The organism is Anaeromyxobacter diazotrophicus (genome assembly GCF_013340205.1).
Lineage (GTDB): Bacteria > Myxococcota > Myxococcia > Myxococcales > Anaeromyxobacteraceae > Anaeromyxobacter_A > Anaeromyxobacter_A diazotrophicus.
Map to the genome: position 1 here is coordinate 31,264 of NZ_BJTG01000008.1, position 26,211 is coordinate 57,474.

At 75.9% G+C, this 26,211-nt stretch carries 23 protein-coding genes; 4 read left to right on the forward strand and 19 right to left on the reverse strand.

Translation table 11 applies throughout. The features are described from left to right. Positions 1-8 precede the first annotated feature (8 nt). The 7 genes from HWY08_RS16145 to HWY08_RS16175 form a co-directional block, all read right to left on the reverse strand. Positions 9-2,849: an ATP-binding protein gene (locus HWY08_RS16145; RefSeq protein ID WP_176067071.1), complete on the reverse strand. Its 2,841-nt coding sequence runs from the start codon at positions 2,847-2,849 to the stop codon at positions 9-11. Positions 2,850-2,988: 139 nt separating this feature from the next. Then, positions 2,989-3,900, reverse strand: coding sequence for a ribonuclease Z (rnz, locus tag HWY08_RS16150; protein WP_176067073.1), 912 nt, complete (start codon positions 3,898-3,900; stop codon positions 2,989-2,991). Positions 3,901-3,906: 6 nt separating this feature from the next. Continuing rightward, complete coding sequence (locus tag HWY08_RS16155) at positions 3,907-4,695, reverse strand: ABC transporter permease (RefSeq protein WP_176067075.1); 789 nt, start codon at positions 4,693-4,695, stop codon at positions 3,907-3,909. A gap of 6 nt (positions 4,696-4,701) precedes the next feature. Further along, positions 4,702-5,499, reverse strand: a complete 798-nt coding sequence (locus tag HWY08_RS16160) for an ABC transporter permease (RefSeq protein WP_176067077.1) — start codon at positions 5,497-5,499, stop codon at positions 4,702-4,704. A gap of 54 nt (positions 5,500-5,553) precedes the next feature. Then, the gene (locus HWY08_RS16165; protein ID WP_176067079.1) at positions 5,554-6,054 is read right to left on the reverse strand and encodes a hemerythrin domain-containing protein; all 501 of its coding nucleotides are present in this window, start codon (positions 6,052-6,054) and stop codon (positions 5,554-5,556) included. Positions 6,055-6,073: 19 nt separating this feature from the next. Next, the gene (locus tag HWY08_RS16170) at positions 6,074-6,691 is read right to left on the reverse strand and encodes a DUF6448 family protein (protein ID WP_176067081.1); all 618 of its coding nucleotides are present in this window, start codon (positions 6,689-6,691) and stop codon (positions 6,074-6,076) included. Between the two features lie 28 nt (positions 6,692-6,719). After that, positions 6,720-7,334 (reverse strand): TetR/AcrR family transcriptional regulator, encoded by a 615-nt coding sequence (locus HWY08_RS16175; RefSeq protein WP_176067083.1) that lies wholly within the window; start codon positions 7,332-7,334, stop codon positions 6,720-6,722. A 136-nt stretch (positions 7,335-7,470) separates the two neighbouring features. Here HWY08_RS16175 and HWY08_RS16180 point away from each other — a divergent pair, with 136 nt between their 5' ends. Both HWY08_RS16180 and HWY08_RS16185 read left to right on the forward strand, forming a co-directional pair. Beyond that, the gene (locus HWY08_RS16180; RefSeq protein ID WP_176067086.1) at positions 7,471-8,199 is read left to right on the forward strand and encodes an SDR family NAD(P)-dependent oxidoreductase; all 729 of its coding nucleotides are present in this window, start codon (positions 7,471-7,473) and stop codon (positions 8,197-8,199) included. Next, positions 8,196-8,624 (forward strand): VOC family protein, encoded by a 429-nt coding sequence (locus HWY08_RS16185; RefSeq protein ID WP_176067088.1) that lies wholly within the window; start codon positions 8,196-8,198, stop codon positions 8,622-8,624. Before HWY08_RS16180 ends, HWY08_RS16185 begins: the two co-directional genes overlap by 4 nt. A 32-nt stretch (positions 8,625-8,656) precedes the next feature. On the opposite strand, the gene HWY08_RS16190 is transcribed toward HWY08_RS16185, so the two are convergent. From HWY08_RS16190 to HWY08_RS16230, 9 genes are all read right to left on the reverse strand, one after another. Next, positions 8,657-9,574 carry a ferredoxin reductase domain-containing protein gene (locus HWY08_RS16190; protein WP_176067090.1) on the reverse strand — a complete coding sequence of 306 codons (918 nt, stop codon included), beginning with the start codon at positions 9,572-9,574 and terminating at the stop codon, positions 8,657-8,659. Beyond that, complete coding sequence (locus HWY08_RS16195; RefSeq protein WP_176067092.1) at positions 9,567-11,510, reverse strand: M3 family metallopeptidase; 1,944 nt, start codon at positions 11,508-11,510, stop codon at positions 9,567-9,569. The genes HWY08_RS16190 and HWY08_RS16195 overlap by 8 nt, the downstream gene beginning before the upstream one ends. A 22-nt stretch (positions 11,511-11,532) precedes the next feature. After that, the gene (locus tag HWY08_RS21935; protein WP_176067094.1) at positions 11,533-13,011 is read right to left on the reverse strand and encodes a response regulator; all 1,479 of its coding nucleotides are present in this window, start codon (positions 13,009-13,011) and stop codon (positions 11,533-11,535) included. Positions 13,012-13,104: 93 nt separating this feature from the next. Continuing rightward, positions 13,105-14,103, reverse strand: a complete 999-nt coding sequence (locus HWY08_RS16205) for an NAD(P)H-dependent glycerol-3-phosphate dehydrogenase (protein ID WP_176067096.1) — start codon at positions 14,101-14,103, stop codon at positions 13,105-13,107. A gap of 121 nt (positions 14,104-14,224) precedes the next feature. After that, a complete protein-coding gene (locus tag HWY08_RS16210; RefSeq protein ID WP_176067098.1) occupies positions 14,225-15,304 on the reverse strand; it encodes an NAD(P)/FAD-dependent oxidoreductase in 1,080 nt (359 codons plus the stop codon). Beyond that, positions 15,297-17,057, reverse strand: coding sequence for an AMP-binding protein (locus HWY08_RS16215; protein ID WP_176067100.1), 1,761 nt, complete (start codon positions 17,055-17,057; stop codon positions 15,297-15,299). Before HWY08_RS16215 ends, HWY08_RS16210 begins: the two co-directional genes overlap by 8 nt. Then, entirely contained in the window at positions 17,054-17,317 is a 264-nt protein-coding gene (locus tag HWY08_RS16220; RefSeq protein WP_176067102.1) for an acyl carrier protein, read from the reverse strand. The genes HWY08_RS16215 and HWY08_RS16220 overlap by 4 nt, the downstream gene beginning before the upstream one ends. Then, positions 17,314-17,955 (reverse strand): isoprenylcysteine carboxylmethyltransferase family protein, encoded by a 642-nt coding sequence (locus HWY08_RS16225; RefSeq protein WP_176067104.1) that lies wholly within the window; start codon positions 17,953-17,955, stop codon positions 17,314-17,316. The genes HWY08_RS16220 and HWY08_RS16225 overlap by 4 nt, the downstream gene beginning before the upstream one ends. Then, a complete protein-coding gene (locus HWY08_RS16230) occupies positions 17,949-19,016 on the reverse strand; it encodes a type III polyketide synthase (RefSeq protein WP_235969666.1) in 1,068 nt (355 codons plus the stop codon). The genes HWY08_RS16225 and HWY08_RS16230 overlap by 7 nt, the downstream gene beginning before the upstream one ends. Before the next feature lie 156 nt (positions 19,017-19,172). Here HWY08_RS16230 and HWY08_RS16235 point away from each other — a divergent pair, with 156 nt between their 5' ends. Next, complete coding sequence (locus HWY08_RS16235) at positions 19,173-19,448, forward strand: hypothetical protein (RefSeq protein WP_176067108.1); 276 nt, start codon at positions 19,173-19,175, stop codon at positions 19,446-19,448. A gap of 138 nt (positions 19,449-19,586) precedes the next feature. Then, entirely contained in the window at positions 19,587-22,205 is a 2,619-nt protein-coding gene (clpB, locus tag HWY08_RS16240; protein ID WP_176067110.1) for an ATP-dependent chaperone ClpB, read from the forward strand. On the opposite strand, the gene truA is transcribed toward clpB, so the two are convergent. From truA to HWY08_RS16255, 3 genes are all read right to left on the reverse strand, one after another. Then, positions 22,199-22,945 carry a tRNA pseudouridine(38-40) synthase TruA gene (gene truA, locus HWY08_RS16245; protein ID WP_176067112.1) on the reverse strand — a complete coding sequence of 249 codons (747 nt, stop codon included), beginning with the start codon at positions 22,943-22,945 and terminating at the stop codon, positions 22,199-22,201. The genes clpB and truA overlap by 7 nt on opposite strands. A gap of 337 nt (positions 22,946-23,282) precedes the next feature. Next, complete coding sequence (locus HWY08_RS16250) at positions 23,283-23,462, reverse strand: hypothetical protein (protein ID WP_176067114.1); 180 nt, start codon at positions 23,460-23,462, stop codon at positions 23,283-23,285. Positions 23,463-24,020: 558 nt separating this feature from the next. Continuing rightward, the gene (locus tag HWY08_RS16255) at positions 24,021-26,117 is read right to left on the reverse strand and encodes a hypothetical protein (RefSeq protein WP_176067116.1); all 2,097 of its coding nucleotides are present in this window, start codon (positions 26,115-26,117) and stop codon (positions 24,021-24,023) included. Between the last annotated feature and the right edge of the window lie 94 nt (positions 26,118-26,211).

Consider the following 26,211-nt stretch of genomic DNA (forward strand, 5'->3'; position numbering starts at 1 on the left):
GCAGGGTTCTAGCAGCGCGCGGCCGCGGCCGCGAGCGGGACGTCGAGCGTCTCGCGCACCGCGCGGGCGAGTTCGTCGCCGGTGAACGGCTTCTGCAGGAAGGCCTGGCCCTCCGGCAGCGCGCCGCTGCGCAGCGCCTCGTTCTCGGTGTAGCCGGAGACGTAGAGCACCCGCAGCGCGGGCTGGATGGCGAGCAGCTCGGCCGCCAGCTCCGGGCCGCCCATGCCCGGCATCACCACGTCGGTGAGGAGGAGGTCGGGCGCCTGCGCCCGCGCCCCGACGAGCGCCTCCGCCGGCTGCCGCGCCTCCACCACCCGGTAGCCGGCTCCCTCCAGGATGCGCCGCATGAGCGTGCGGACGGCGAGGTCGTCCTCCACCAGCAGGACCGTCTCGTGCCCGCGCGGCCGGCGCTCGCCGGAGCTCGCCGCCCCCTCGTCGTCCGCCGCGCGGTCCTCGTCCTCGGGCAGGCGCGGCAGGTAGATCTCGAAGGTGGTGCCGGCGTCCGGCGCGCTGCGCACCGCCACCGCACCGCCGCTCTGCTGCACCACCCCGTACACGGTGGCGAGGCCGAGGCCGGTGCCCTTGCCCCGCTCCTTGGTGGTGAAGAAGGGCTCGAAGAGGTGCTCCAGCACCTCGGCCGACATCCCGCGGCCGGTGTCGCGGACGGTCAGGAGCACGTGCGGCCCGGGCGTGGGCGGGCGCTGCGCGTCGCCGGGCGCGCCGTCCACCAGGGCGGTGGAGAGGGTGAGCCGCCCGCCCCCGGGCATGGCGTCGCGGGCGTTCACCACCAGGTTGAGGATCACCTGCTCGAGCTGGCCCGGGTCGGCGCGCACCGCCGCGCGGCCGGGCGCGAGCGCGCTCGTGACCGCGATGTGCTCCCCGATCAGCCGCCGCACCATCTTCTCGAGGTCGCGCACCACCTCGTTCACGTCGAGCTCGCGCGGGCGCAGCGCCTGCTGCCGGCTGAAGGCGAGCAGCTGCCGGGTGAGCGCGGCGGCGCGGTCGCCCGCGTCGAGCACCTCCTGCGCCAGCTCGCGCGCCTCGGCCCCGCCGGCGCTCCGGTACAGGTCGCGGGCCGAGCCGAGGATCACCGTGAGGATGTTGTTGAAGTCGTGCGCGATGCCGCCGGCGAGGCGCCCGATGGCCTCCATCTTCTGCGCCTGCCGCACCTGCTCCTCCAGGCGGCGGCGCTCGCTCACGTCGGTGGCCACCAGCATGGCGGCGGTGCTCCCGCCGCCCTTGCTCCGGAACGGCGCCGCGTGGAGGAGGACGAGCAGCTTCCCCACCACCGCCTCCAGCTCGACCGTCTCGCCCGCCAGCGCGCGGCGGAGCGCCGCCTCGATGGGCCCGCCCGCGTGCTCCGGGGACGCGTCGAGCCGCCGGCCCACCACCCCGCCCGCCGGCGCGATCCGCTCGACCAGCGTGCCCTCCGCGAGCGTGCAGCGCAGCTCGGCGTCGACGAGGAAGACGGCCGAGTTGGGCGTCCCGCGCACCAGCATGCGGTAGCGCTCCTCGCTCTCCGCCAGCTCGCTCGTCCGCCGCCGCACCAGGCGCTCCAGCTCGTCGTTGGCGGCGTGGCGCAGCTCCTCCAGCTCGCGCCGCCAGGTCACGTCGCGCGCCACGCCGGCGGTGCCGGTCACCCGCCCCTGCTCGTCGCGCACCGGGGCCTGCAGCGCCTCGAGCCACACCGGCCGCCCAGCCGCGTCCGCGACGCGGAGCTCCTCGCGCGTGGACGCTCCCTCGCTCCGCGCGCCGCCGCCGCCCGCCGCGGCCAGCGCCGGCGGCAGGACCTCGACCCCGCGCTGGCCCAGGAGCTCCTCGCGCGGCCTGCCCACGAAGGCGGCGAAGGGCTGGTTCACGGCCGCCAGGCGCCCCTCGACGTCCTTCATCCAGGCGAGGTCCGGGATGCTGTCGAGCAGCGCGCGGACCTGCGCCTCGCCGCGCCGGGCGCGCTCGAGCAGCAGCGCGTTCTGCTCCGCCACCTGCGCCTCGCGCGAGAGGTCGCGGCCGAGCACCAGCGTCGTGACGCCCGGCGCGCCGGCGGGCGCGCGGAAGCCGACCAGCGGGACGCCGCCCAGCGCCGCCGCCATGGTCGCCACCTCGTCGGGCGCGGCCCGGGGGCGCGGCGCGCCCCGGACGGCGGTCAGCGCGAGCACCGGATCGGTGACCCGCCCGCGCAGCACCGCGTCGTGCAGCGCCTGCCCGTCGGCCGCCGCGGCGAAGCCGACCTCCAGCGTGGTCTCCACCAGCGCGAAGGCCACCCCGTCGTCGAGCACGCGGTCGCCGGCGAGCACCACGCCCGGCGCCGCGGGCGCGCTCGCGGAGGCGAAGGCGAACACCGGGAGCCGCCCGCCGGAGCGGCGGGTGAGCTGCTCGGCCAGCCGGCCCGCGCCGCCGCTGCCCTCGCCCGACGCGAGGAGGAAGGCGAAGACGGCGCGCCCGGCGCGGGTCGCCTCGAGCCACGGCCCCGGGCCGCCCAGGTACGGGGCGCCGCCGGCCGCGCCGAGCGCCTCGTCGAGCGCCGGCTCCAGCGCGCGCCCGCCGCGCGGCACGACCCCGAGGCGCACCGTCAGGGCGTCGGTGGCGAGGGCCGCCACCGCCACCGCGCCGACCAGGTCTGCGCCGTCGATCTCGCGCTCGGTGGAGAGGCCGACGAGCGGCGCCTCGCCGGTGACCTCGCGCACCCCGGCCAGCGCCGCGGCCGGATCGCCGTACGCGGAGGCGAAGACCAGGACGAGCGAGGGCGGCTGCTCCAGCCCGGCCAGCGCGGCGCGCGCCGCCTCGGCGCCCGCGGCGCGAGCGTGTCCGCCGAGCGCGTGCCCGTGACCGACCTCGACCCTCGAAGGCAAGCGCACGCGAGAGACCTCTCGCCGGCGAGGTCGCAACGGGGGTGCCAGCCCGCGGATCCCGATCCGGCGGGATTCCGCCTTCGCGCACATGGGGCCGACCGGACCCCGGGTCGCCGGGAGGGGTCAGGCGGCGCCGCCCTCAGTCCGGCAGCGGCAGCTCCAGCACGAGCCCGTCGTGCGCGACGTCGACGGCGGGCCACTCCTCGCGCGCCTGGCGCACGAGCGGCGAGGGATCCTGGTCGTAGCGGGTGGAGAGGTGCGTGAGCACGAGCCGGCCGGCGCGCGCGTCGCGCGCCACCCGCGCCGCCTCGCGCGCGGTCGAGTGCCACGTCTCCTCGGCCCGGCCCTGCTCCTCGTCGCCGAAGGTGGCGTCATGCACGAGCAGGTCGGCGCCGCGGGCCGCCTCGGCGGTGGCGGCGGCGGGCCGGGTGTCGCCGGTGATGACGAGCGCTCGCCCGCGGCGGGGCGCGTCCAGGACCTCCTCCGGGCGGACGGTGCGGCCGCCGGCGGCGACCGCCTCGCCCCGCTGCAGCCGCCCGAAGAGCGGGCCGGGCGGCACGCCCAGCGCGAGCGCGCGGTCGGGGTGGAACCGGCCCGGGCGCGCGTCCTCGCGCAGCGCGTAGCCGAGCGACGGGGTGCGGTGCTGGGTGGCGAAGGCGTGGATCTCGGCCCCCGGCCGGCGCACCACCGCGCCGGCGGCGATCTCGTGGATCTCGATGGGGAAGGCGAGGACGTCGGTCCCGGTGAAGAGCATCACCTGGAGGAGCCGCTCCGCCGGCCGCGGGCCGTAGAGGTGGAGGGGCGCGGTGCGGCCGAGCATGGAGAGCGTGCGCAGGAAGCCGATGGCGCCGAGGTAGTGGTCGGCGTGGAAGTGGGTGAAGAAGATGGCGGCCACGTCGAACCCGGTGGCGTACCGGATCATCTGCCGCTGGGTGCCCTCGCCGCAGTCGAAGAGCAGGAGCTCGCCGGCGTGGCGCACGGCGGTGGCCGACAGGCCGCGGCTGGCGGTGGGCTGGGCGGCGGAGGTGCCGAGGAAGGTGACCCGGAGCATGCGGCGCTAGGACGAGGCGGAGGTGTAGTGGCCGATGGACCGGAGCCACACGAGGCGCGCGAAGGCGCCGAAGAGCACGGCGCCGCAGACGGCCGCGAGCGCGGTGCCGAGGTCGAGCCGGCCGAGCAGCGCCAGCGCCGGGTAGGTGGTCATGAGCGCGAGCGGCACGAGGAAGGTGAAGACCAGGCGCCAGACGCCGCGGAAGACGGTGATGGGCCAGCGGGCGGCGTCGAAGACCGAGGCGAAGAGGAAGGAGAGGTTGTCCACCTTCACCACGAAGAAGGCGGCCGAGACCACCAGGATCCAGAGCGAGTAGAGGGTGGCGGCGGCGCAGGCGAGCAGGAGCGCGGCGGCGAGCACGTGCCCGGGCTCCGGCCAGCGGCCCATGCGGTGGAACGCGACCGCGAACAGGGCGGCCCCGGCGGCGAGGTCGACCACCCGCCACGGCTCGAACTTCGCCGTGGAGACCAGGAACTGCGCATCGGCCGGCTTGAGCAGGATGAAGTCGAGCGTGCCCTTCCGGATGTGCTCGACCACGCTGGTGAGCGACGGGTTCACCGCGCCCTCCAGCACCCCCTTCATCACCGTGAACCAGCCCATGACCACCAGCGCCTGCTCGAAGCTCCAGCCCGCCACCGCCGGGCGGTGCCCGTAGACGACCAGGAGCGGGACGAGGGACCAGCCGGACCAGAAGAGCGCCAGCGCGCCCTGCCCCACGAACTCGACGCGGTACTGGAGCGACAGCGCGGTTGAGGCGCGGAGCTGGACCGCGAGCAGGTGGAGGTAGCGGCGCACCGGGGCCTAGCCTCCGAAGGCGGCGAAGCGGCGCAGCCCGAGGCGCCAGGCCCCGAGCGCAGCGAGGAGGAGGAGCCCCACGAACCCCCACTGCACGGCGAGCTCGCCGAGCGCCCGGGCGCGGCCCTGCATCCCGATGAGCAGCTCCACCGGGAACGCCAGCATGTAGCGGAACGGGAGGAACCGGGCCAGCGCGGTGACCCAGGGCGGGAAGAGCTCGAGCGGCACGAGGTAGCCGGAGAAGACGCCGAACAGGCCCATCCACAGCTCGAACACCGAGCCGGCGGAGTCGACGTAGAAGGCGAGCGCGCCCACGACCGCCATGGCGAGGAAGGTGATGAGCCAGGCGCCCACCACCGTGAGCGGGAAGATGGCGAGCAGGAGCGGGTCGTGGGTCACGCGCGTGCCGCCCACCGTGAAGAGGAGGACGAGCGCGATGGGGAGCGAGAGCGCGAGCCGGAGCGGCATGGCGGCGACGTTCTCGCAGGCGTAGGCGACGAGCGGGTGGAGCGGGCGGAGCAGGCGGAAGGCGAGCGTGCCCTGCCGGATCTCGAAGTTGAGCTCCCAGATGACCCAGGCGCCGGTCATGAGGCGCACCACCAGCGCCGCGAGGAAGTAGGCGACGAAGTCCTTCTGCCCGAACCGGCCCACCGGCGCGTCGCGCGCCACCGCCGTCCAGAGCGCCAGCATGACGAGCGGCATGTTGGTGGAGAGCAGCCACACCACGAACTCGGCGCGGTAGGCCACCGCCTCGGCGAGGCCGACGCGGAGCAGGGTCGGCAGGGCGCGGGCGGTGCGGAGCACGCCCGGAGGGTAACGCGCCGGCGGCGGCGGGACCACGCCGAAGCGACGGCCCGCTCAGCGGCGGCGCTCGGCCTGCAGCGAGGAGACGCGGAGCGCCTCCTCCGCGGTGCGGCACACCCGCGGCCCGTCGCGGTGCGCGGCGACCCGGACCGGCGGGTAGGCCCGCATCCGCTCGAGGAGCGCCTCCGCCTCGCCGGCGAGGAGGGCGTCGCAGGTGGCGTAGAGCCCCCCCTCGCCCTCCTCGAGCTCGTTGTGGGGGTCGAGCAGGGTGCGCAGCTCGCGCGCGATCCCGGGGGTCGGCGTCGGGACGAGGAGCGCCGCGATCGCGCCGTGGTCCACCCGCAGCCGGCGCGCGTACGGGAGCTCCTCGCCGCCCCGCGCCGCCCGCAGCGCCGGGAAGAGCACCTTCTCCTCCACCGCGATGTGGCGGAGGAGCCCCTCCCGGAAGGCGGCGAACGCCGCGCGGTCGAGGTCCGGCCCCGCGACCGCCTGGGCGAGGAGCGCGTCGAGCCGCGCGTGGACCTCGCCCAGGAGCTGCGCGATGGGACCCGGCATCGTTCCTCCAGCGGCCGCGCTACGGGTGGTGGTGCCCCCCGGTCTCCGCCACCTCGCCCTCGCCACCCTCGCCGTGCTCCGCCCCGGCAGCGGTGGCCGCCGCGTGCACCCCCTCGACATAGTGGACGAAGGGGACGTACGCCGCGACCCAGGCGCGCCCGGCGGCGACGTCCTCGCCCGGCGCCTTCTGGCTGCGGACCCGCGCGAAGCGGTGCTGCAGCCCCTCGTGCAGCTCGCCGGCGAGGAGCTTCTCGACGGGCGCGAGGTCGCCGGTGCGGAGCGCCTGGTCGGCGGCCGGGATCGCCGGCCCGAGGTCGCGACCGGCCGGGTGCAGCCCGGTGAATGGCGCGCCCTCCCCGGCGCGGTGGACGCGGACCACGGTCTCGAAGAACCAGGTGTCGGCCACCTCGCGGGCGGCGGGGCCGGCCTTGCGCGCGGCCTGCGCCTTCTGGAAGGCGGCGCGGAGCTCCGCCTCGTCCTGGGCGCGGACCCAGGCCAGGACCGGGGCGAGCTTGCCGGTCTCGAGGGCGGTGCGGGCGGTGATCACCACCGGTCCGTCGAGGGTGTCGCAGTGGGCGCGGGCGAGGGCGGGGGTGGCGAGGACGGCGGCGAGGGCGAAGGCCAGGCGACGGGTCATGTCGGCTCCTTGTTCGAGGTTCACGGGTTCACGACTTCACGGGTTCGACGGAAGCGGGGCCGCGCAGCAGGCGGTCCAGGGCGCGCCAGGTGCGCTCGGCGAGCGCGGCGGAGCGGCCGGCCCGGGCGCCGAGCTGCCCCCCCTGCGTCAGCGCCAGGATGGCGCCGAGGACGAGCACCGCCGCCTCCTCCTGCTCGAGGCCTGCGGCCAGCAGGCCCGCGCGCGACGCCTCCTCCAGGCAGGCGCGCACGAAGCGCACCGAGCGGCGGCGCAGCTCCGCCACCCGCGCCACGCCTTCGGGCGGCGCGGCCTGCGCCAGCGCGTCGGAGGCGACGAGGCGCGCGACGCCGGGGTTCTCCTCGATGACGGCGACCCGCTGGCGGAAGAAGCGCCCGAGCCGCTCGAGCGGGTCCCGGCCGGCGGGCGGGAACCCGGCGAAGAGGATCTCCTCCACCCGGTCGACGACGGCGAGGACGATCTCCTCCTTCGTCTCGAAGTGCCTGAAGAGGGCGGCGTCCGACACGCCCACCTCGTGGGCGATGGCGCGCGCGGTGAAGCGCCCGAGCCCCTGCTCGGCGATGACGCGCAGCGCGGCGTCGGCGATCTCGCGGCGGCGTGCGTCGGCGGTCTTGCGCTCCGGCATCGAACCCCTCCCGTCGTGCGGCGACGGCGGGAGTATAGTTAGTGAATACTCACTAGCAACCGGGATCCCCACCTGGGCCGGCGCGCTCCCGCGCTTTCGACGTTCGGCCGCGCGGCCGCTCGGCTAACCCTCGAGGATGGAACTCCGGGATCGGGTCGCGCTGGTGACCGGTGGCGACCGGGGGATCGGCCGCGCCATCGCGCTCGCGCTCGCGGACCGGGGGGTGCACGTCGCGCTGAGCTTCCGGTCGCGCGCGTCCGAGGCCGCGGCGGCGGTGGAGGAGCTCCGGGCCCGCGGCCGGCGCGCGGCGGCGGTCCGCGCCGACCTGGCGCTCGAGGGCGAGGTGGAGCGCATGGTGGCGGCGGCGGTGGAGGCGGTGGGGCCGATCGACCTCCTCGTCTCGAACGCCGGCGTCGGCGCGGCCGCGGGCCTGGACGCGCTGGACGCCGCGCTGTTCGACCGGACCCTCGCCGTCAACCTGCGGGCGGCCTTCCTCGCCACCCGGGCGGTGCTCCCCGGCATGCGCAGCCGCCGCTTCGGGCGCCTGCTCTACGTCTCGTCCACGGCAGCCCAGGTCGGCGGCATCATCGGGCCGCACTACGCCGCGTCGAAGGCCGGGCTCGTCGGCCTGGCGCACGCCTACGCCTCCCTGCTCGCGCCGGAAGGCATCACCGCGAACGTCCTCGCCCCGGCGCTCGTCGAGACCGAGATGATCGCCTCGAACCCGCTCGCCCGGCCCGACCACATCCCGGTCCAGCGCTTCGGGCGCCCGGAGGAGGTGGCCGACCTCGCGGTGGCGGTGCTCGCCAACGGGTACGTGACCGGCCAGACGTTCCAGGTGAACGGCGGGGTCTACTTCACGTGACCCCCGGCGCCGCGCAGCAGGTGCTCGTGAACGTCGACGTCCCGGACCTCGGCCGGGCGGAGCGCTTCTACACCGCCGCGCTGGGGCTCACGGTCGGGCGGCGCTTCGGCGACGCCGGCGTGGAGCTCCTCGGCGCGGCCGCGCCCATCTACCTCCTCGCCACGCCCGCGGGCTCGCCGCCGTTCAGCGGCGCCGCGGAGCGCCGCCGGTTCGATCGCCACTGGACGCCGGTCCACCTCGACTTCGCCGTCCCCGACCTCGACGCCGCGCTGGCGCGGGCGGAGGCGGCGGGCGCCCGGCGCGACCTCCCGGTCCAGCAGCACGCCTGGGGGCGGCTGGCCGTGCTCGCCGATCCGTTCGGCCACGGCTTCTGCCTGCTCCAGTTCGAGGGCGCGGGGTACGACGCGATCGCGACGGGCGGGTGAGGGAGAGGGCGAAGAGGGCTCGCGGAGCCGGCTCAGCCGTACGACTCGGTCTTGATCCGGGCGGCCGGCACGCCCGCCTCGGCCAGCGCGGCCTGCGCCGCCTCCAGGAAGCGGGGCGCGGGCTCCTCGCCGCGCTCCTTGGCCGCGCGCCGCTCGTAGGGACCGATGGCGGGGCCGCAGGCGTAGACGAGGCAGGCGGTCGGATCGGGGACGAGCTCGCGCAGGAGCGCGGCGCCGACGCGGCCCTGACGCACGTCCGGGCCGCGGCGCGCCGGCTCCTCCTCGCGCGTCAGCGTGTGCACCACCCGCAGGCGGTCGGGGTGGCGCTCCTGCAGCTCGGCCAGGCCGCGCCGGAAGATGACGTCGCGCCAGGTCTTGTTCGAGCAGACGAAGGTGTGGCGCAGCTCCGGGTAGAGCGTCAGCGCGTGCTTCAGGATGGCGTAGTTGGGCACCGCGCCGGAGCCGGCGACCAGGTGCACCACGTGGTCGGTGCGCGAGGTCACGTCGGCCGGCAGCGTGTACGGCCCGGTGAAGCCCACCAGGTGCAGCCGCTGGCCGCGGGCGGTGCGCTTCACCAGGAGCGGCGAGAGCAGCGGCGGGTACTTCGTGACGCCGCGCTGGTAGCGCTCCTCCTTCACCGTGATGGCCAGGTACTTCTCCAGCGGCGAGGAGGACATCGAGTAGGCCCGCGGCGGCTCGCGCTTGCCCTTCTGGTCCTCCAGGTACGCCGTCCACCGCTCCAGCCCCTCGAACTGGTGCGGGTCGATGGTGAGGAAGTGGCCCGGCTCGTAGTCGAGCCGCTCGTTGCCGGTGAAGAGCACGAGCGTGGTGGTGTCGTGGGTCTCGACCACGACGTCGGCCACCATCGCCTCCAGCTCCTTGATGCGCCGGCGCGGCTGGGGCCCGGGGCCGCTCCGGGTCGGCGCGACCGAGGTCTCGCCCTCACGCATCGAGCCACTCCTCGAAGGCCTCGAACGAGAACGGCCGGCCCAGGAACGCCTGCACCAGCTCGGCCGCCGGCCGCGAGCCCCCCGGCTCGAGCACCGACCGGCGGTAGCGGCGGGCCGGCGCCGGCGCGAAGAGCCCCTCCCGGCGGAACGCGCCGAAGAGGTCCTTCGCGATGACGAGCGACCACATGTACGTGTAGTAAAGCGCCGAGTAGCCGTCGAGGTGCCCGAACGAAGCGTGGAAGTAGGTGCCCTCGACGTGGCGGAAGGGCGTGTAGCGCTCCTGCAGCTCGGCGACGAGCGCGGTCGCGTCGAGCCCGTCCGGCGGCCGCCGGTGCAGCTCGAGCGAGAGCGCGGCGTAGAACATCTGCTGCCGCACCCACAGCCCCTTGCCGTACTCGTCGGCGCGGCGCATCCGGGTGACCAGGTCGGCGGGGATGGGCGCGCCGGTCTCGACGTGGCGCGCGAAGCCGCCGAGCGCCTCCGGATCCCAGACCCACTCCTCCAGCATCTGGGACGGCGCCTCCACGAAGTCCCACTCGGTGGCGACGCCGGACTGGGTGGCCCAGCGCGTGTGGCCGCCCAGCACGTGGTGCAGGAGGTGGCCGAGCTCGTGGAGGAAGGTCTTCACCTCGCCGTGCTCGAGCAGCGCCGGCGCGGCGCCGGGGCGCGGGAAGTTGCACACCAGCACGCCCTCGGGCAGCCGCCGCCCTGCCTGTCCCGAGGCCAGCGTGAACTGGGCGTAGTGCTTGTACTTGCCGTCGCGCGGGTGCATGTCGAGGTAGACGCGCCCGAGCGCGCGCCCTCCCTCCGCGACGTCGTAGACCTCGACGTCGGGGTGCCAGGCGGGCGCGCCGCTCACCGGGGTGAGCGCGACGCCGAAGAGCCGGCCCACCAGCGCCAGCACCCCCTCCTTCACCCGGGTGTACTCGAAGTACGGGCGCGCCTCGCGGGCGTCGAAGCCGTACTGCTCCGCCTTGACCCGCTCCTGCAGCCAGGCCGAGTCCCACGGCTGGACCCGCTCCGCCGCCGGGTCGTCCTGGCGCTTCCGCGCGAGGAGCTGGGCGTGGTCGCGCTCGAGCCGCCGCGTCGAGGCGGCGGTGACGCGCGCGATGAGGGCGGCGGCCTCGGCGTCGCCGCCGATCATCTTGTCCTCGGTGGCGTAGGCGGCCCAGCTCGCGTACCCGAGCAGCCGCGCCAGCTCGGCGCGGCGCGCCAGCATGCGCCCGAGCACCTCCAGGTTGGCCGGGTGGCCGCGCAGCCGGTAGAGGCGCCACAGCGCCTCGCGCGCCCGACCGCTCCGGGCGTAGGTGATGAACGGGACGTAGTCGGTGTTGTCGGTGGTGAGCGTCACCCGCCCGTCCGGCCCCGGCGGGTGGGAGCGCCGGAAGTCGTCCGGGAGCCCGGCCAGCTCCTCCGGGTCGAGCCGCAGCGCCCGCACGTCGTCCTTGATGTTGCGCCCGAACTCCTGGCCGATGCGGGTGAGCTCGTCGCGGAGCGCCCGCACCCGCTCGCGCACGGCCGGCTCGCGGTCCACGCCCGCGCGCCGGAAGTCGCGCAGCGCCTTCTCGAGCAGGTGGCGCGAGGCGGGGTCGAGGCCGGCCCCGTCCACCGCCCCGAGCGCGCGGTACAGGCGCGGGTCGAGCGAGAGCTCGGTGGCGGCCGCGTCCACCTCGCGCTCGCACGCCTCGGCCGCCTCGCGCAGGCGCGGATCCGGATGGACGTTGCGGGCCAGGCTGGCGCGGGCGCCCGCCTCGGCCAGCGCGCCGAACGCGGCGTCGTAGGCCTCGAGCGCGCGGAGCGGGTCGGGCGCCGGGCCCATCCCGGCGAGGCGCTCGGCCTCGGCGCGGGCGCGCGCCACGTCCTCGCGGCAGCCGCGGGTGAGGTCGTCGGGAGTGCCGGTGAGGGCGCGGGCGGCGAGCGGCGGCGGCGTGGTCACCGCCGTGTTCTAGCGCGCCGGGCTAGCTCGCGCCGAGGAGCTGGAGGAGCCGCGCCTGGATGGTCTTCTTCTTCGCGGGGTCCTTGCAGGTCTCGAGCGCGCGCGTCCAGGCCTCGCGGGCCGACTTCTGGAAGCCGAGCTTCTCGTAGGCCTGCGCCAGGCACTGGTACGACGCGTCCACGTCCGGGCGCAGCTCGGCGGCGCGCTCGTACGCGGCCACCGCCTCGAAGAGCTGCCCCAGCTTCACGAGCGCGTGGCCGAGGTAGTAGTGCGCCTCGGCGGACCAGGGGTCCTTCGCCGCCGCCTGCCGCGCGAGCTCCACGGCCCGCTCGGCCCGGTTCTCGGTGAGGGCGTCCGCGGCCTGGCGCCACAGCGCCATGCCCTCCTCGCGCGCGGCGCGCTCCTCGGTGGTCTCGGCCGCCGCCGGGCCGACCAGCGCGACCTTGAAGACGCGCGTCAGCTCGTCGAGCCGGAACGGCTTCTCGATGAAGGCGTCGGCCCCGAAGGCCAGCTGGGCGTCGGTGCCGACCGTGCCCCGGTACACGGCCGAGCACAGCACCACGCGCGTGGTGCGCAGCGCCCGGTCCCCCTTGATGGCGCGGCACACCTCGAAGCCGTGCATGGCGGGCATCATGGCGTCGAGGACCACCAGGTCGGGCGCCGCGTCGCGCACCATCTCCAGCGCCGCCTTCCCGTCCGACGCCTGCAGCACGACGCACCCCATCTTGGCGAGCACCGTCGCCACGAGCTGCCGCACGTCCGCGTCGTCGTCCGCGACGAGCGCCACCTTGCCGATGGCGAGCCCCTCGAGCCGGAGCGTCTGGTGCGGCTCGGGGGCGCCGGCGCCCGGGGCGGCCGCGGGCCGGCGCGGCGCCGCCGGGGGCGCCGCCTGCCGTGCCGGCGCGGGCGGCTCGAACGGCTCCATCACGTCCGCGAGGCCGACGATCTCCATGGACTCTTCCGCCTCCGGGAGCGCGACGCTGGCCACCGGGTCGCCCGCCTTGACGATGGCGGCGTGCCCCGCGGCCCGGTCGGGGAGGGCCGGCGCGCGCTCGCCGCGCCAGGCGGGCGCGCCGGCGGCGCGGGCGCGCTCGATCCCGTCGAGCGCGCGCACCACCGCCGTCCCGACCGCCGCGTAGCGGAGGATCTTCTTGCCGGTGAGGAAGCGCACCTCGTCGGCCGCGGCGAGGTCGTCCGGGTTGCCCATGGCGAGCGCGAGCTCGGCGCGGCCCACCGCCACCGGCACCACCCGGTGCTCGCGGCAGAACTGCGCGCCGCCCGCCGCGTCGAGCCACGCCACCGGGATGGCGCTGCGCGACAGGTCGATGCCGGGGCACTCGTGCGCGCGCGCCATGCCGCGCACCAGCGCCCCCTCGTCGGCGAGCTTGAGCTCGAGCGCCGCGGAGGCGACGTCGCCGCCGCGCGCGGCCTTGGCGGCGCGCTCGGCCTGCGGGAGCGTGAGGGTGCCGTCCTGGATGAGGACGCGCGCGAGATCGGCCATGTCGACCGATCCTATCCGGAAACGGCTGGAGCCGCGAGAAGGCGGCCCGTCCCCGCCGCAGGGGACTGCGCGGCCACGCGCAGGCCGCCGGCGTCAGTTCTCCGGCTTCATCTCGCGGTTCATGAGCTCGCCGACCGCCTGGCGGGGCGCCTGCCCCTCGTAGAGCACCCGGTACACCATCTCGCTGATGGGCATCTCGACCTTGAGCTTGCGGGCGAGGTCGCGCGTGCTGCGGGTGTTGAGCACCCCCTCCGCCACCTGGCCCAGCGCCCGCTGGATCTCCTCCAGCTTCTTGCCGCGGCCGAGCTCGAAGCCGACCGTGTGGTTGCGCGACTGCTCCGAGGAGCAGGTGAGGACCAGATCGCCCAGGCCGGAGAGGCCGGAGAGCGTCATGGGGTTCGCGCCCTTGCGCATGGCGAGCCGCCCGATCTCCGCCAGGCCGCGGGTGATGAGGGCGGCGCGCGCGTTGGCGCCGAACCCCATGCCGTCGGACAGGCCGGCCGCGATGGCGATGACGTTCTTGACGCAGCCGCCCACCTCCACCCCGACCACGTCGGTGCTGGTGTACGGACGGAAGGTGCGGGTGTGGAAGGCGTCCTGGACCTGCTTCGAGATGCGCTCCCACCGGCCGGCGATGGTGACCGCGGTGGGGAGCCCCGCCGCCACCTCCTTCGCGAACGACGGGCCGGAGAGGAAGGTGAGGTAGGGGTGCATCGGGACGGGCAGGACGTCCTCCAGCACCTCGCTCATGGTCATGAGCGTGTCCACCTCGATGCCCTTCGCCACCGAGCAGATCGGGACCCCGGCGTGGAGCAGCCGCTTCCCCTCGATGGCGACCTGCCGCACCGCCTGCGAGGGCACCGCGAACACCACCAGCTCGGCGCCCTCGAGCGCGCGGGCCATGTCCGGGGCAGCGGCGAGCGACGGCGGCAGCGCCAGCCCCGGCAGGTAGCGGGTGTTCTCGTGCTTCTGCGCGATGGCCTGCAGCACCGGCGCGTCCTTGTCCCACAGGCAGACCGGGAAGCCCTTCGAGGCGAGCGTGGCTCCGAGCGCGGTCCCCCAGGACCCGGCGCCGAGGATGGTGCAACGCATCTGTGTGACCTCCGCGCGGCGCGGACGCGCCGCCTGGTGAAGAGACCCCCGAAGGTTTCATCTTAGCCGTCCGGCCTCGCAGCGCGGCGCGTCAACCTTCGGTCCACGGAGGGGCGTGTCTTCATGCCACGGCGGCGGCCACCAGCCGGGCGAAGAGCGCCGGGTGCCGCCCGAGCCGATCGAGGGCGCGGGCGCGCAGGGCGGGGCGCCGGGCCAGCGCGAGCACGAGCCGGGTCACCGCGGCGTAGCGCGCGTAGCGGAGCCGCTCGCCGCGCTCCCAGGCGGCGAAGGACGCCGCCCCGGCGCCGGCCTGGAGCGCCGCCGGCAGCGCCGCGCCGAGCGCCAGCGCGCCGGCCAGGGCGAGCGAGAGCCCCTCGCCGGTGATGGCGTCGAGGTACCCCGCGGCGTCGCCCAGCAGGACCAGCCGATCGAGCGTCCGGCGCCGGACGGCGCGGGCGAGCGGACCCGCGCCCGCGAGCGGCGAGTCGGTCGGGGCGCCGGCGAGCCGCGCCGCCAGCGCGGGGAAGCGGGCCAGGAGCCGCGGGTAGGCGTCCCGCGCCGCCTCCTCGCACAGGAGGGCGACGCCGACGCGGCCGGGCCCCGCCGGCGTGACGTACGCCTCGACCCCCTCCGCGAAGTGCACCTCGACCGCGTCGCTCCAGGGCGCGATCGCGAAGTGGCGGCGCAGGCCGAAGCGGCGCCCGGGCCGCGGCGGTCCCTCGAGCCCCTCGCGGCGCCCGATGGCCGAGGCGAGCCCGTCGGCGGCGACGAGGAGCCGCGCGCGCTCCTCGCCGGCGCCGGTCTCGACCCGGACCTCGCCGGCGAGGCGCCGGTGCCCGAGGACCGCCGCGCGCTCCCGCACCTCCGCCCCGGCGGCGCGCGCCGCGGCGAGGAGCGCCGCCGAGAGCGCGGTGCGCCGCACCCCGAGCCCGCCCGGCGCCGGCAGCCGCGCCTCGGCCACCCGCGCCCCGTCGATCCAGCGGATGGCGCGGACCGGCGCGTGGGCGGACGGGTCGAGGTGGGCGCGCGCTCCGAGCTCCTCCAGCGCGCGCACGCCCGCCGGCAGGAGGCCCTCCCCGCACGCCTTGTCGGCCGGGAGCGCGCCCCGCTCCAGGACGAGCGCGTCGAGCCCCCGCCGCGCGGCGGCGGCGGCGAGCGCCAGGCCGGCGGGGCCGCCGCCGGCGATGACGAGGTCACGCACGCGGGAGCCGCGCCCGCGCGTAGCCGGCCCAGGAGCGCACCGCGGCCTTCGCCAGCGCCAGCGCGTTCACCCGCCGCGGCGGCGCGAGCGCGCCGGCCTGCCAGCGGCGCAGCGCCTCGCCGCGCCGCAGCTTGCCGGAGGAGGTGCGCGGGAGGGTGCCCGGCGCCAGGATCTCCACCGTGTGGGCGCGCACCCCCGCGCGCTCCAGCACCGCCTGCCGCGCCGCCTCGGCGCGCCGCGGGTCCTGCGCCGGATCGGCGCCGGCCGCGCGCTCGGCGAGGAGGAGCAGCTCCTCGCCCTCCCCCGCCGGATCGAAGCCGAGCGCCACCGCGCAGCCGGGGCGCAGGCCCTCCACCGCCGCCAGCGGCGCCTCCAGCTCGTCCGGCGCGTGGTTCGCGCCGCGGACGATGACGACGTCCTTGGCGCGGCCGTGGACGAACAGCTCGCCGCCGTCCACGAAGCCCAGGTCGCCCGTGTCGAGCCAGCCGCCGGCGAGCGCGCGCGCCGTCGCCGCCGGCTGGCCCAGGTAGCCCGCCATGACCGACGGCCCGCGCGCGAGGATGCGCCCGAGCCGGCCCGGCGGGAGGAGCGCGCCGTCCTCGCCGCGCACCGCCACCTCGACGCCCGGCACCGGGACGCCCACCGAGACCACCTCGCGCGGCCCGTCCTCGACCTCCCCGCGAGCGGCCAGCGCCGCCGGGTCGAGCCGGCGCGAGCGCCAACCGCGCCCCGGCGGCGTGAAGGTGACCGCCAGCGCCGCCTCGGAGAGGCCGTAGACCGGCGTCAGCGCGCGGGCGTCGAAGCCGAAGGGCGCGAAGCGCTCGGCGAAGCGGCGCAGCACCCGGGGCGAGACCGGCTCGGCGCCGTCGAGCGCGACCCGCCAGCAGCCGAGGTCGAGGCCGGCCAGGTCCTCGTCCCGCACGCGCTCGGCCGCGTAGGCGAAGGCGAAGCTGGGCGCGGGCGAGATGGTGCCGCGGTGGCGGGCCACGGCGCGCAGCCACAGCGCGGGGCGGGCGAGGAAGTGCTCGGGGGGGATGAGGACGCACGGTCCGGGGTGGGCGAGCGCGCCCAGCAGCCCGCCGATGAGCCCCATGTCGTGGTAGAGCGGCAGCCACGAGACGAGCCGGTCCGCCGGCCCGGGGCGGAGGAGCTGGAGCAGGGCGGCGGTCTGCGCGACCACGCTCCCGTGGGTGAGCGCGACCGGCTTCGGGTCCACCGTCGAGCCGGACGAGAACTGCACCAGCGCCAGGTCGGAGGGGTCGACGCGCCGCTCGAGCGCGGGCCCGTCCGCGGACAGGTCCTCGGCCGCGGCGCAGCCGAGCGCCGGCCGCGCCCGCGCCACCACCTCCCCGAGCAGCCGCCGCACCGCGCCGCCGGCGACGAGGAGGCGCGCCCCCGAGACGCTCACCATGCGCGCCGTCGCGGCGAGGTACTCGTCCATGCGCCCCAGGCGCACCGGCGGGTAGAGCGGCACCGGCACCGCCCCGGCGAGCAGCGCGCCGAAGAAGGCGTCGAGGAAAGCGGGCTCGGTGCGGAGCACCAGCGCGACCCGGTCGCCCGGCGCGATCCCGCGCGCGGCGAGCGCGGCCGCGGCGCGGCGGGCGCGGGCGTGGACCTCCCCCCAGCCGAGCGCCGTCGCGCGCTCGCGCAGGTCGAGGAAGGTGACGCCGCTCGGGTGGCGCGCGGCGCGGGCGAGCAGCGCCACCAGGTCGGGGGCCGCAGGCGCCGGCGGTGGGCCGCCGGAGAGGATCACGGCGAGGCCTCGGCCGAGCGCCCCTCGGCGCGCGCGGCGACGAAGCGGGCCAGGTCGGCCAGGGTGCGGAGACCGGCCGCGTCCTCCTCGCCCACGCGGACGCGGAAGTGGTCCTCCACCGCCACCACCAGCGAGAGGAGGGCCAGCGAGTCGAGCCGGCCGGCCAGCTCCTCGCCGTCCTCCACCGCCTGCTCGAGGCCGAGCTCCTCGCGCGCCAGCCGGCGGATCTCGGCCGCGACGGCCGCCTCGCGAGGCGTCACGGCGTCCCCCGGGGCATCGGCGGCGGGGGACGAGCCCCCGCCCTGCGATCATGGGGAGCGCCGGGGATGAACCGGGCGCGCGGCGACCCGGGGAGGAACCGCCCCCGCGCCTCGAACGCGCGCCGCCAGACGGGCCCGAGCGCGCGCTCCTCGGCGCGCACGCGCGCCGCCAGCACCGCGGCGTTGGCCACCGAGAAGAGCAGCGCGACGCCGGCGAGCCCCCAGGCGAGCGGCAGCGCGGCGAGCTCCACCGCCACCGCGAGGTAGTTCGGGTGGCGCACGAAGCGGTACGGTCCGCCCGTCACCGGCGGCGCGCCGGGCAGCACCAGCACCCGGGTCGTCCAGCGCTCGCCCAGCGCCGCGATGGCCCACCAGCGCAGCGCCTGCGCGGCGAGGGCGGCGGCCGCGGCGAGGAGCGCCCAGCGGGGCGGCGCCGGGCGGAGGAGCGCGCCGGCGGCGCAGGCGGCCAGGAAGGCGCCGTGCAGGAGGACCATGGCCGGGTAGTGGCCCGCGCCGTGCTCCACCGCGCCGCGCGCCCGGAGCGCCCGCGCGTGCCGCCGCGACAGGGCGAGCTCGACCGCGCGCTCGGCGGCGAAGAGCGCCACCAGGGCGAGGTAGGCGGCGCGCGGGCTCACCATCGCAGGAGCACCAGCTCGGCGCAGAAGCCCGGCCCCATGGCGGCCATCACCCCGAGGTCCCCCGGCCGCGCCTCGCCCGACTCGAGCAGGTCGCCCAGCACGAACAGCACCGAGGCGGAGGAGAGGTTGCCGATGTCGCGCAGGGAGCGCCACGACCGCGCCAGGGCGCCCTCCGGCAGCGCCAGCGAGGTCTCCATCGCCTGCAGGATCTTGGGCCCGCCGGTGTGCGCCACCCAGTGCCGCACGTCGCGGCGGGTGAGGTGGTGCTCGGCCAGGAAGGCGTCCACGTCGCCGCCGAGGTGCTCGCGGATGACGTCGGGCGCGCCGGCGGAGAGCACGAGCTTGAACCCGGTGTCGACCACGTCCCACCCCATGACGCGCTCGGTGTCGGGGTAGAAGACGGAGCGGGTGGCGAGGACGCGCGGGCCCGCGGCGCCGCGGTCCCCGCCGGTGAGCGCGAGCGCCGCGGCGCCGTCGCCGAAGAGCCCGGAGGCGATGATGTTCGCCACCGAGAGGTCCTGCCGCTGCAGCGTGAGCGAGCAGAGCTCGACCGACAGGAGCAGCGCCACCTCGCCCGGGAAGGCGCGCAGGTAGTCGGCGGCGCGGGCGGTGCCGGCCGCGCCCGCCAGGCAGCCCAGGCCGAAGATGGGCGTGCGCTTCACCGACGGCTTCAGCCCGAGCCGGTTGACGAGGCGCGCGTCGATGGAGGGGGTGGCGACCCCGGTGACGGTGACGAAGAAGACGTGGTCCACGTCGCGCGGCCGGAGGCCGGCGCGGGCGAGCGCCTGCTGGATCGCCTCCGCCCCGAGCTCCTGCGCCACCTCGACGAACGCGTCGTTGCACTTCCGGAAGGAGTCGAGGGAGGCGTACGCCTCGAGCGGCAAGGCCAGGTAGCGGCCGGACACCTGCACCGCCCGGTGCAGGTCCTCGAGCCGCTCGACGTTGAAGTGCTTCTCGGCCCAGAGCCCGCGCAGCGCCTGGATGAGCTCCTCCTGGTCGAGGTGGTGCCGCGGGAGGGCGCGGCCGACGGCCGTCAGGCGAGGTGCGGCATCGTGATGCACGGGCACTCCGGAGGGCGAAAAGGGCTCTCATGCTGGGGATCGCGAGGGATATCAAGGGCCGGGCTGGGTCGGCCGCGTGCTCCGGGTGCTCCTGCCGACGGGTGTCCCCGCGCGGGCTACTCGCAGGGTGTAAGCGGATTCGTCACCATCGCCGCCATGCGCATCGCATACGACGAGCTGGTGCCCGAAGGGGAAGAGGTAGCGTGCGTCGGCCTGGCGCCGAGCCTCCACGACGCACGCCGGATGAAGGCCATCCTCGAGGACGAGCACCTCGACTTCGCCATCGAGGTCGAGCCCCACGCCTCGTTCGAGGTGACCGGCTCGCACGAGCACGCCCGCGCCGCCTTCTTCGTGGCGGCCTGCGACGCCTCGCACGCGCTCTCGGCGCTCCGCTCGGACCACGCCGAGGCCGCGCCGCAGCACGCGCCGTAGCGCGGGCGACAGGGCGCAGCGCCCCCGCCCTTCGCCAGCGCGGGCGCCTCGACGCCGCGCCGCCTCCCGGCGCGGGCGGGGGGGTGTGCGCTCCGCCCGCCCGCTTGCCAAACCCCTCCCCGCCCTTACGTTGCGCGCATGCGACCCGAGAGACTGACCACCAAGGCCCAGGAGGCCTTGCAGGGCGCGGCCGCCCAGGCCCGCCGGCGCGACCACCAGGCGGTCGACGTCGAGCACCTCCTCCTGGCGCTCCTCGAGCAAGAGGACGGCATCGCCCGTCCGGTGCTGGAGAAGATCGGCGCCGACCCGGCGCGCGTCGCCTCGCGGCTCGAGGACGAGCTGCGCACCGTGCCGAAGGTCGAGGGCGCCGAGCCCTACACCGCCAACCGGCTCCTCAAGCTCCTCGACAAGGCCGAGGACGCGGCGAAGAAGCTCAAGGACGAGTACGTCTCGACCGAGCACCTGCTCTGGGCCGCCTCCGAGGAGCGCGGCGCCGCGGGCGAGGCGCTGCGCGCGGCCGGCGCGACCCCCGACCGCATCCGAGACGCGGTGAAGGGCATCCGGGGCGGCGCCAAGGTCACCTCGCCGGAGGCGGAGAGCCAGTACCGCGCGCTGGAGAAGTACGCGAAGGACCTCACCCAGCTCGCGCGCGACGGCAAGCTCGACCCGGTGGTGGGCCGCGACGACGAGATCCGCCGGGTCATCCAGATCCTCTCCCGCCGCACCAAGAACAACCCGGTGCTGGTGGGCGACCCGGGCGTCGGCAAGACCGCCATCGTCGAGGGTCTGGCGCGGCGCATCGTGGACGGCGACGTGCCGGAGGGCCTGAAGGGGAAGCGCCTCCTCAGCCTGGACCTCGCCTCGATGGTGGCCGGCACCAAGTTCCGCGGCGAGTTCGAGGAGCGGCTGAAGAGCGTGCTCAAGGAGGTGACCTCGTCCGAGGGCCAGATCGTCCTCTTCATCGACGAGATGCACACCATCGTCGGCGCGGGCGCGGCCGAGGGGGCGATGGACGCCGGCAACATGCTGAAGCCGGCGCTGGCGCGGGGCGAGCTGCACGCCATCGGCGCCACCACCGTGAACGAGTACCGCAAGCACATCGAGAAGGACCCGGCGCTGGAGCGCCGCTTCCAGCCGGTCTTCGTCGGCGAGCCCACCGTGCAGGACACCATCTCCATCCTGCGCGGCCTCAAGGACCGCTACGAGCTGCACCACAAGGTGCGCATCCAGGACGCGGCGCTGGTCGAGGCCGCCCGCCTCAGCCACCGCTACATCACCGACCGCTTCCTGCCGGACAAGGCGATCGACCTCATCGACGAGGCGGCGAGCCGGCTGCGCATCGAGATCGACTCGATGCCGACCGAGGTGGACGAGGTGCGCCGCCGCATCGGGCAGCTCGAGATCGAGAAGCAGGGGCTGCGCAAGGAGCGGGACGAGGCCTCGCAGGCGCGGCTCGCCCAGGTGGACAAGGAGCTCGCCGCCCTCAACGAGCAGTTCGCGACGCTGAAGGCGCGCTGGGACAACGAGAAGAAGGCGATCCAGGAGGTGGCCGCCGCCAAGGGCGAGATCGACCAGCTCAAGGGCGAGCAGGCCGCGGCCGAGCGCGCGGCCGACTTCAACAAGGCGGCCGAGATCAAGTTCGGCCGGCTCCCCGAGCTGCAGCGCAAGATCGAAGTGCAGCAGCAGCGCCTCGCCGAGCTGCAGAAGGGCGGCGCCATGCTGAAGGAGGAGGTGACGCCGGAGGAGATCGCCGAGGTGGTCTCGAAGTGGACCGGCATCCCGGTCTCGAAGCTCATCGAGGGCGAGGTCGAGAAGCTGCTCGAGATGGAGGCGCGGCTGGCGAAGCGCGTGGTGGGCCAGGAGGAGGCGGTGCGGGCGGTCTCGGCGGCGGTGCGCCGGGCGCGCTCGGGCCTGCAGGATCCTCACCGGCCCATCGGCAGCTTCATCTTCCTCGGGCCGACCGGCGTCGGGAAGACCGAGACGGCGCGGGCGCTGGCCGAGTTCCTGTTCGACGACGAGCAGGCGATGATCCGGCTCGACATGAGCGAGTACATGGAGAAGCACGCCGTGTCGCGGCTCATCGGCGCGCCCCCTGGCTACGTCGGCTACGAGGAGGGCGGCCAGCTCACCGAGGCGGTCCGCCGCCGGCCGTACGCGGTGATCCTGTTCGACGAGATCGAGAAGGCGCACCACGACGTCTTCAACGTGCTGCTCCAGATCCTCGACGACGGGCGGCTCACCGACGGGCAGGGGCGCACGGTCGACTTCCGCAACGCGGTGGTCATCATGACCTCCAACATCGGCTCGGAGGAGATCCAGCGGCTGGCGGGCCGCCCCGGCTCGCAGATGCAGGAGATCCGCGAGGCGGCGCTGGAGCACCTGCGCGGCGAGTTCCGGCCCGAGTTCCTGAACCGGGTGGACGAGATCGTCGTCTTCCGGCCGCTGACGCGCGAGGACATCGGCCGCATCGTCGAGATCCAGCTCGGCCGGCTCCGCAAGCTGCTCGAGGACCGCAAGCTCACCCTCGAGCTCACCGACGGCGCGCGCGAGACCATCGCCGACGCGGGGTACGACCCGGTCTACGGCGCCCGGCCGCTCAAGCGCGCCATCCAGCGGCTGGTGCAGGACCCGCTGGCCCAGAAGATCCTGCGCGGCGAGTTCAAGCCCGGCGACCACGTGGTGGTCGAGGAGGGCAAGGGCGAGACCCTCGACTTCAGGAAGGGCGAGCGGCCGGTCGAGGTCGCCACCGTTCACTGAAGCGGAGGGTAGAACACCTCCTCGAGGCACAGGCCCTGCGGCGGGGCGGTGCGGCCGGCGCGCGTCCGGTCGCGCCCCTCCAGCAGCGCCGGGATGGACGCGGCCTCGCGCTGGCCGAGGCCGACCTCGACCAGCGTGCCGACGATGTTCCGCACCATGTGCTTCACGAAAGCGGTCGCCTCGACGACGACCGCCAGCTCGCCGCCAGCCGAGACGAGCTGGAGCCGCCGCACCTCGCGCACCGCGTGGGCCGCCTCGCAGTCGGCGGCCTGGAACGCTGCGAAGTCGTGCCGCCCGAGGAGCGGCGCCGCGGCCGCGGCCATGGCGGCGGCGTCGAGCGGCCGGAACACCTGCCAGGACTGGAGCCGCGAGAGCGGGGCGCGCGTCGGACCGTTCACGATGCGGTAGCGGTAGCGCTTCCCCCTCGCGCTGCGCCGGGCGTCGAAGCCGTCCGGCTCGACCGAGGCCGCGCGCACGGCGACGTCGGCCGGCAGGAGCGCGTTCATGCCCTTCACGTAGGCGGAGAGCGGGAGCGGCGCGGCCTCCGGGAAGCTCGCCACCTGCCCCAGCGCGTGCACCCCGGCGTCGGTGCGCCCCGCCGCGACCACCCGCCGCGGCGCGTGGTGCAGCGTCCCCAGCGCGCGCTCCACCTCCGCCTGGATGGAGGGCCCGTTCGGCTGCACCTGCCAGCCCACGTAGCGGGTCCCGTCGTACTCGAGGATGAGCTTCACGACCGGCACGGCGGGAAGGTAGCACGAGGGACGACCGTGGCCGCTGGGGGCGGAGCGGGTGACCCCCGACCGCCCCTCGTCCGCGCGCGCGTCGGCGCCCATGCTCCGCGCCGCACCGAGGCTCGCTCGGCCGGAACGCGCATCAGGGTCCCCGCGACGCGGCTGCGGAACCTTGCTCCGCGCCGCTGCGCGTCGCGGATCTTCGAGCAGTCCTCGCCGCGGAAGGGTTCCCTCGGGCGCGTTCCGGCGACCATGATGCCCGTGGCGGCGCTCCGCAATGGCGCCTCGTGCGCGCGCGGACTCGGGGCGGCCGCCGGTGCGACGCGAGGCCGCGGGGGCTAGGGCATCACCGGCTCGAGAGGTCACGTTCGAGCGCGACCTTCCCGTCCAGGAGGAGTTCTTTCGGTCCGTCCGCGGGCGTGTAGACGCGCCTCTCTGCGGGTACCTCCTGCAGCGCGGCGAACACCTCGTGACGGCTTTCGCAGAACCGTTTCAGCGACTCGACGTCCCCATACTGCGAGAACACGAACGCCTGGTAACCCTCCTTTCGTCTCCGCCGACCCGTAGCCGTAGCCGCCCGGCCAGCGACGGTCGTGGCTCGAAGATGATGGTGCCAACTCCCCAAGGGCCTCTGGCACACCGGGCGAGGCTGGAGCAGAAGGAGAGGGAGCACTCGCCTCGACGTGAAGCACATCCTGCGCGCGCTCGGACGACGCGTCCGCCCCGACTGGCCGCCCCGAGTCCGCGCGCGCACGAGGCGCCATTGCGGAGCGCCGCCACGGGCATCATGGTCGCCGGAACGCGCCCACGGGGACCTCGACCGCGGCGAGGACTGACCGAAGCACCCCGGCGCGCAGCGCCGCGGTGCAAGATTCCGCAGCCGCGTCGCGAGGACCCCGGGCGCGTTCCGGCCATGGGAGCTTCCGGGCGGCGCGGAGCACGGGCGCCGACGCGCGCGCGGGCGAGGGGCGGCGGGGTTCAGCCGCGGTGCCCCCAGCGTGAGGAGGCGTCGCCGTGAGCCCCTCTCCCATCCCCGCGATGCGGGGCGAGGGGAGATGGGGTCCCGCCGGGCTCCTCCTCGCCGCTACTTCGACGCCGCCGGGCAGTAGGCCGCCGGCACGGTGACGGCGTTGTTGTCGGTCCGGCACTCGCCGACGACGCCCTGCCCCGTGCCGTCGTCGTTCAGCACCGCGGTGACGTCGAGCGGCGCCGCCGGAGGCGGGGCGAGGTCGAGCGACACGGTCTCGCTCATCGCCGGCAGGATGGCGCCCGCCGTCTTCGCGACGCCGAGCAGCTTGCCGCCGCGGCCGCCCTGGTAGAAGGCGACCGGGACGCCCGCCGTCACCAGCACCGCGCCGCGGTTCCACACCTTCACCGCGAGGCGCACCTTGGCCGGGCAGCCGCTCGGGTCGAGGGAGGCGTCGGCCGCCGCCGCGGCCAGGTCGGGCGCGCGGAAGTCGCTGTTGCCGATCGGGTTCATGCGGAAGGTGTTGAGCGACTCGCCGAACAGGGAGGCCGTCCAGTGCGGCTGCTCCTTCTGCGGGATCGAGCCGTCCTCGTTCACGTTCGTCACGTGGTAGGCGTGCTCGTTCCACACCGAGCGGGTCGAGACCCAGTGGTCGCGCAGGTCCTTGAAGACGGTGATCCCGTGCAGTCCGGAGGTCTCGTGGTCCCAGGTCGTGCCGTCCGGCGCGGTGCAGGTGATCTTGCACACGCTGTTCGTGGCGACGACGATCTCGGCCCGCCCGTCGCGGTCGACGTCGGCGATGACCGGGTTCTCGTGGACCGTGCAGCTCGGGTTCTTCGCCTGGAACAGCACGTCGCCCGAGGGGCCGTCGTAGACGCGCGTGTAGCACTCGTCGCCGTAGACGACCTGCGCCCGCCCGCCGTGCGAGAAGTCGAAGACCGAGCTCCCGGTCACCATGCTCTGGTCCTGCGTCGGCTTGCTCCAGAGGATGGGGCTCGCCGCGAACGGCTTGAACACGGTGTAGGACGACTTGCCCGCCACGCCGATCTCGAGCTTCCCGTCGCCGTCGAAGTCGGCGACCGTCGGCGCGCCGCCGCCGGCGATGCCGCCCGGGGGGATGTCGACCGGCCCCCAGATCACCTTGCCCTGCCAGTCCTGCAGCCGCACCTGGCCCACCGAGACGACCACGATCTGCGGGTGCGGGTCGTCGGTGAAGCGCGCCACCGCCACCAGGCCGTCCTGCTGGCCGTTCGGCCAGCCCGGCTTCGGCTGGCAGTGGTTGTCGTAGACCGTGTTGCCCGTCACGATGTCGGGCACGCCGTCGAGGTCCACGTCGGCCACCGTGGAGATCGGGCCCAGGAAGTTCTCGCCGATGCCGGTGCCGCCCGGGCCGTTCGAGCCCTGGCACACCACCTTGCCGTGCGCGTCGACGACGGTGGCGCCGAGGATCACCTGCGCCTCCTGCCCGCCGTAGAGGTTGGCGATGGAGGGGGCGCCCCAGAACACGCGCAGCCCCTTCACCTCCCACAGGAACTGGCCCTGGCCGTCGAAGGCGACGAGGCCGTCGTCGGTCGGCGGCCCCTGCCGCGTCGGATCCGTCGCCGGCCAGGTGCTGCCCAGGCGCGCGGTGACGAGCTCGGTCCGGCCGTCGCCCAGGAGGTCGCCCGCCGCGATGGCGGCCAGGCCGTTCACCGGGTGCGCCGGGTCGGTCGTCCACAGCTCGGTCCCGTCGCGGCCGGAGACGGCGCGCATGACGCCCGGGACCACCGAGCCCGCGCCGAAGCCCATCGGGATCGCGTTGAACACGACCGCCGGCGGCGCGTTCACGTCGGAGGTCCTGGAGAGCGGCACCACCACCGGGGTCATGAGGACGTGGACGTCGTCCGGCAGCGTGGTCGAGGACGACCACTGCCACGCCACCCGGGGCGTGAACGGGCCCTTGGGTGGGACGTAGCTGCAGGTCGCGTCCGCCGGCTGGCAGGCGCCGCTCACGCAGACGAGGCCGCCGTCGCAGGCGCCGCCCGCGCCGCACGCGCTCGCCGCCGAGACGCCCCCGTCGGCACCGCTGCCCCCCGCCGCCACGCACTGCCCGTTCTGCAGCGTCTGTCCGCTCGGGCAACCGCTGGACCCGCCGGAGCCTCCCCCGCCGCCCTTGCTGCAGCTCGACGCCGCTGCGAGCGTCGCCGCCGCCAGCAGCACCCCGATTCGCCGCATGCCGTCTCCCCGCGCGAGATGCGCGAGGCCGCGGGCTGCACGGGCCAGGCCAGGAGCGCGCGCGGGGCGGATCGCGCCGCCCCCGGCAGCCGGC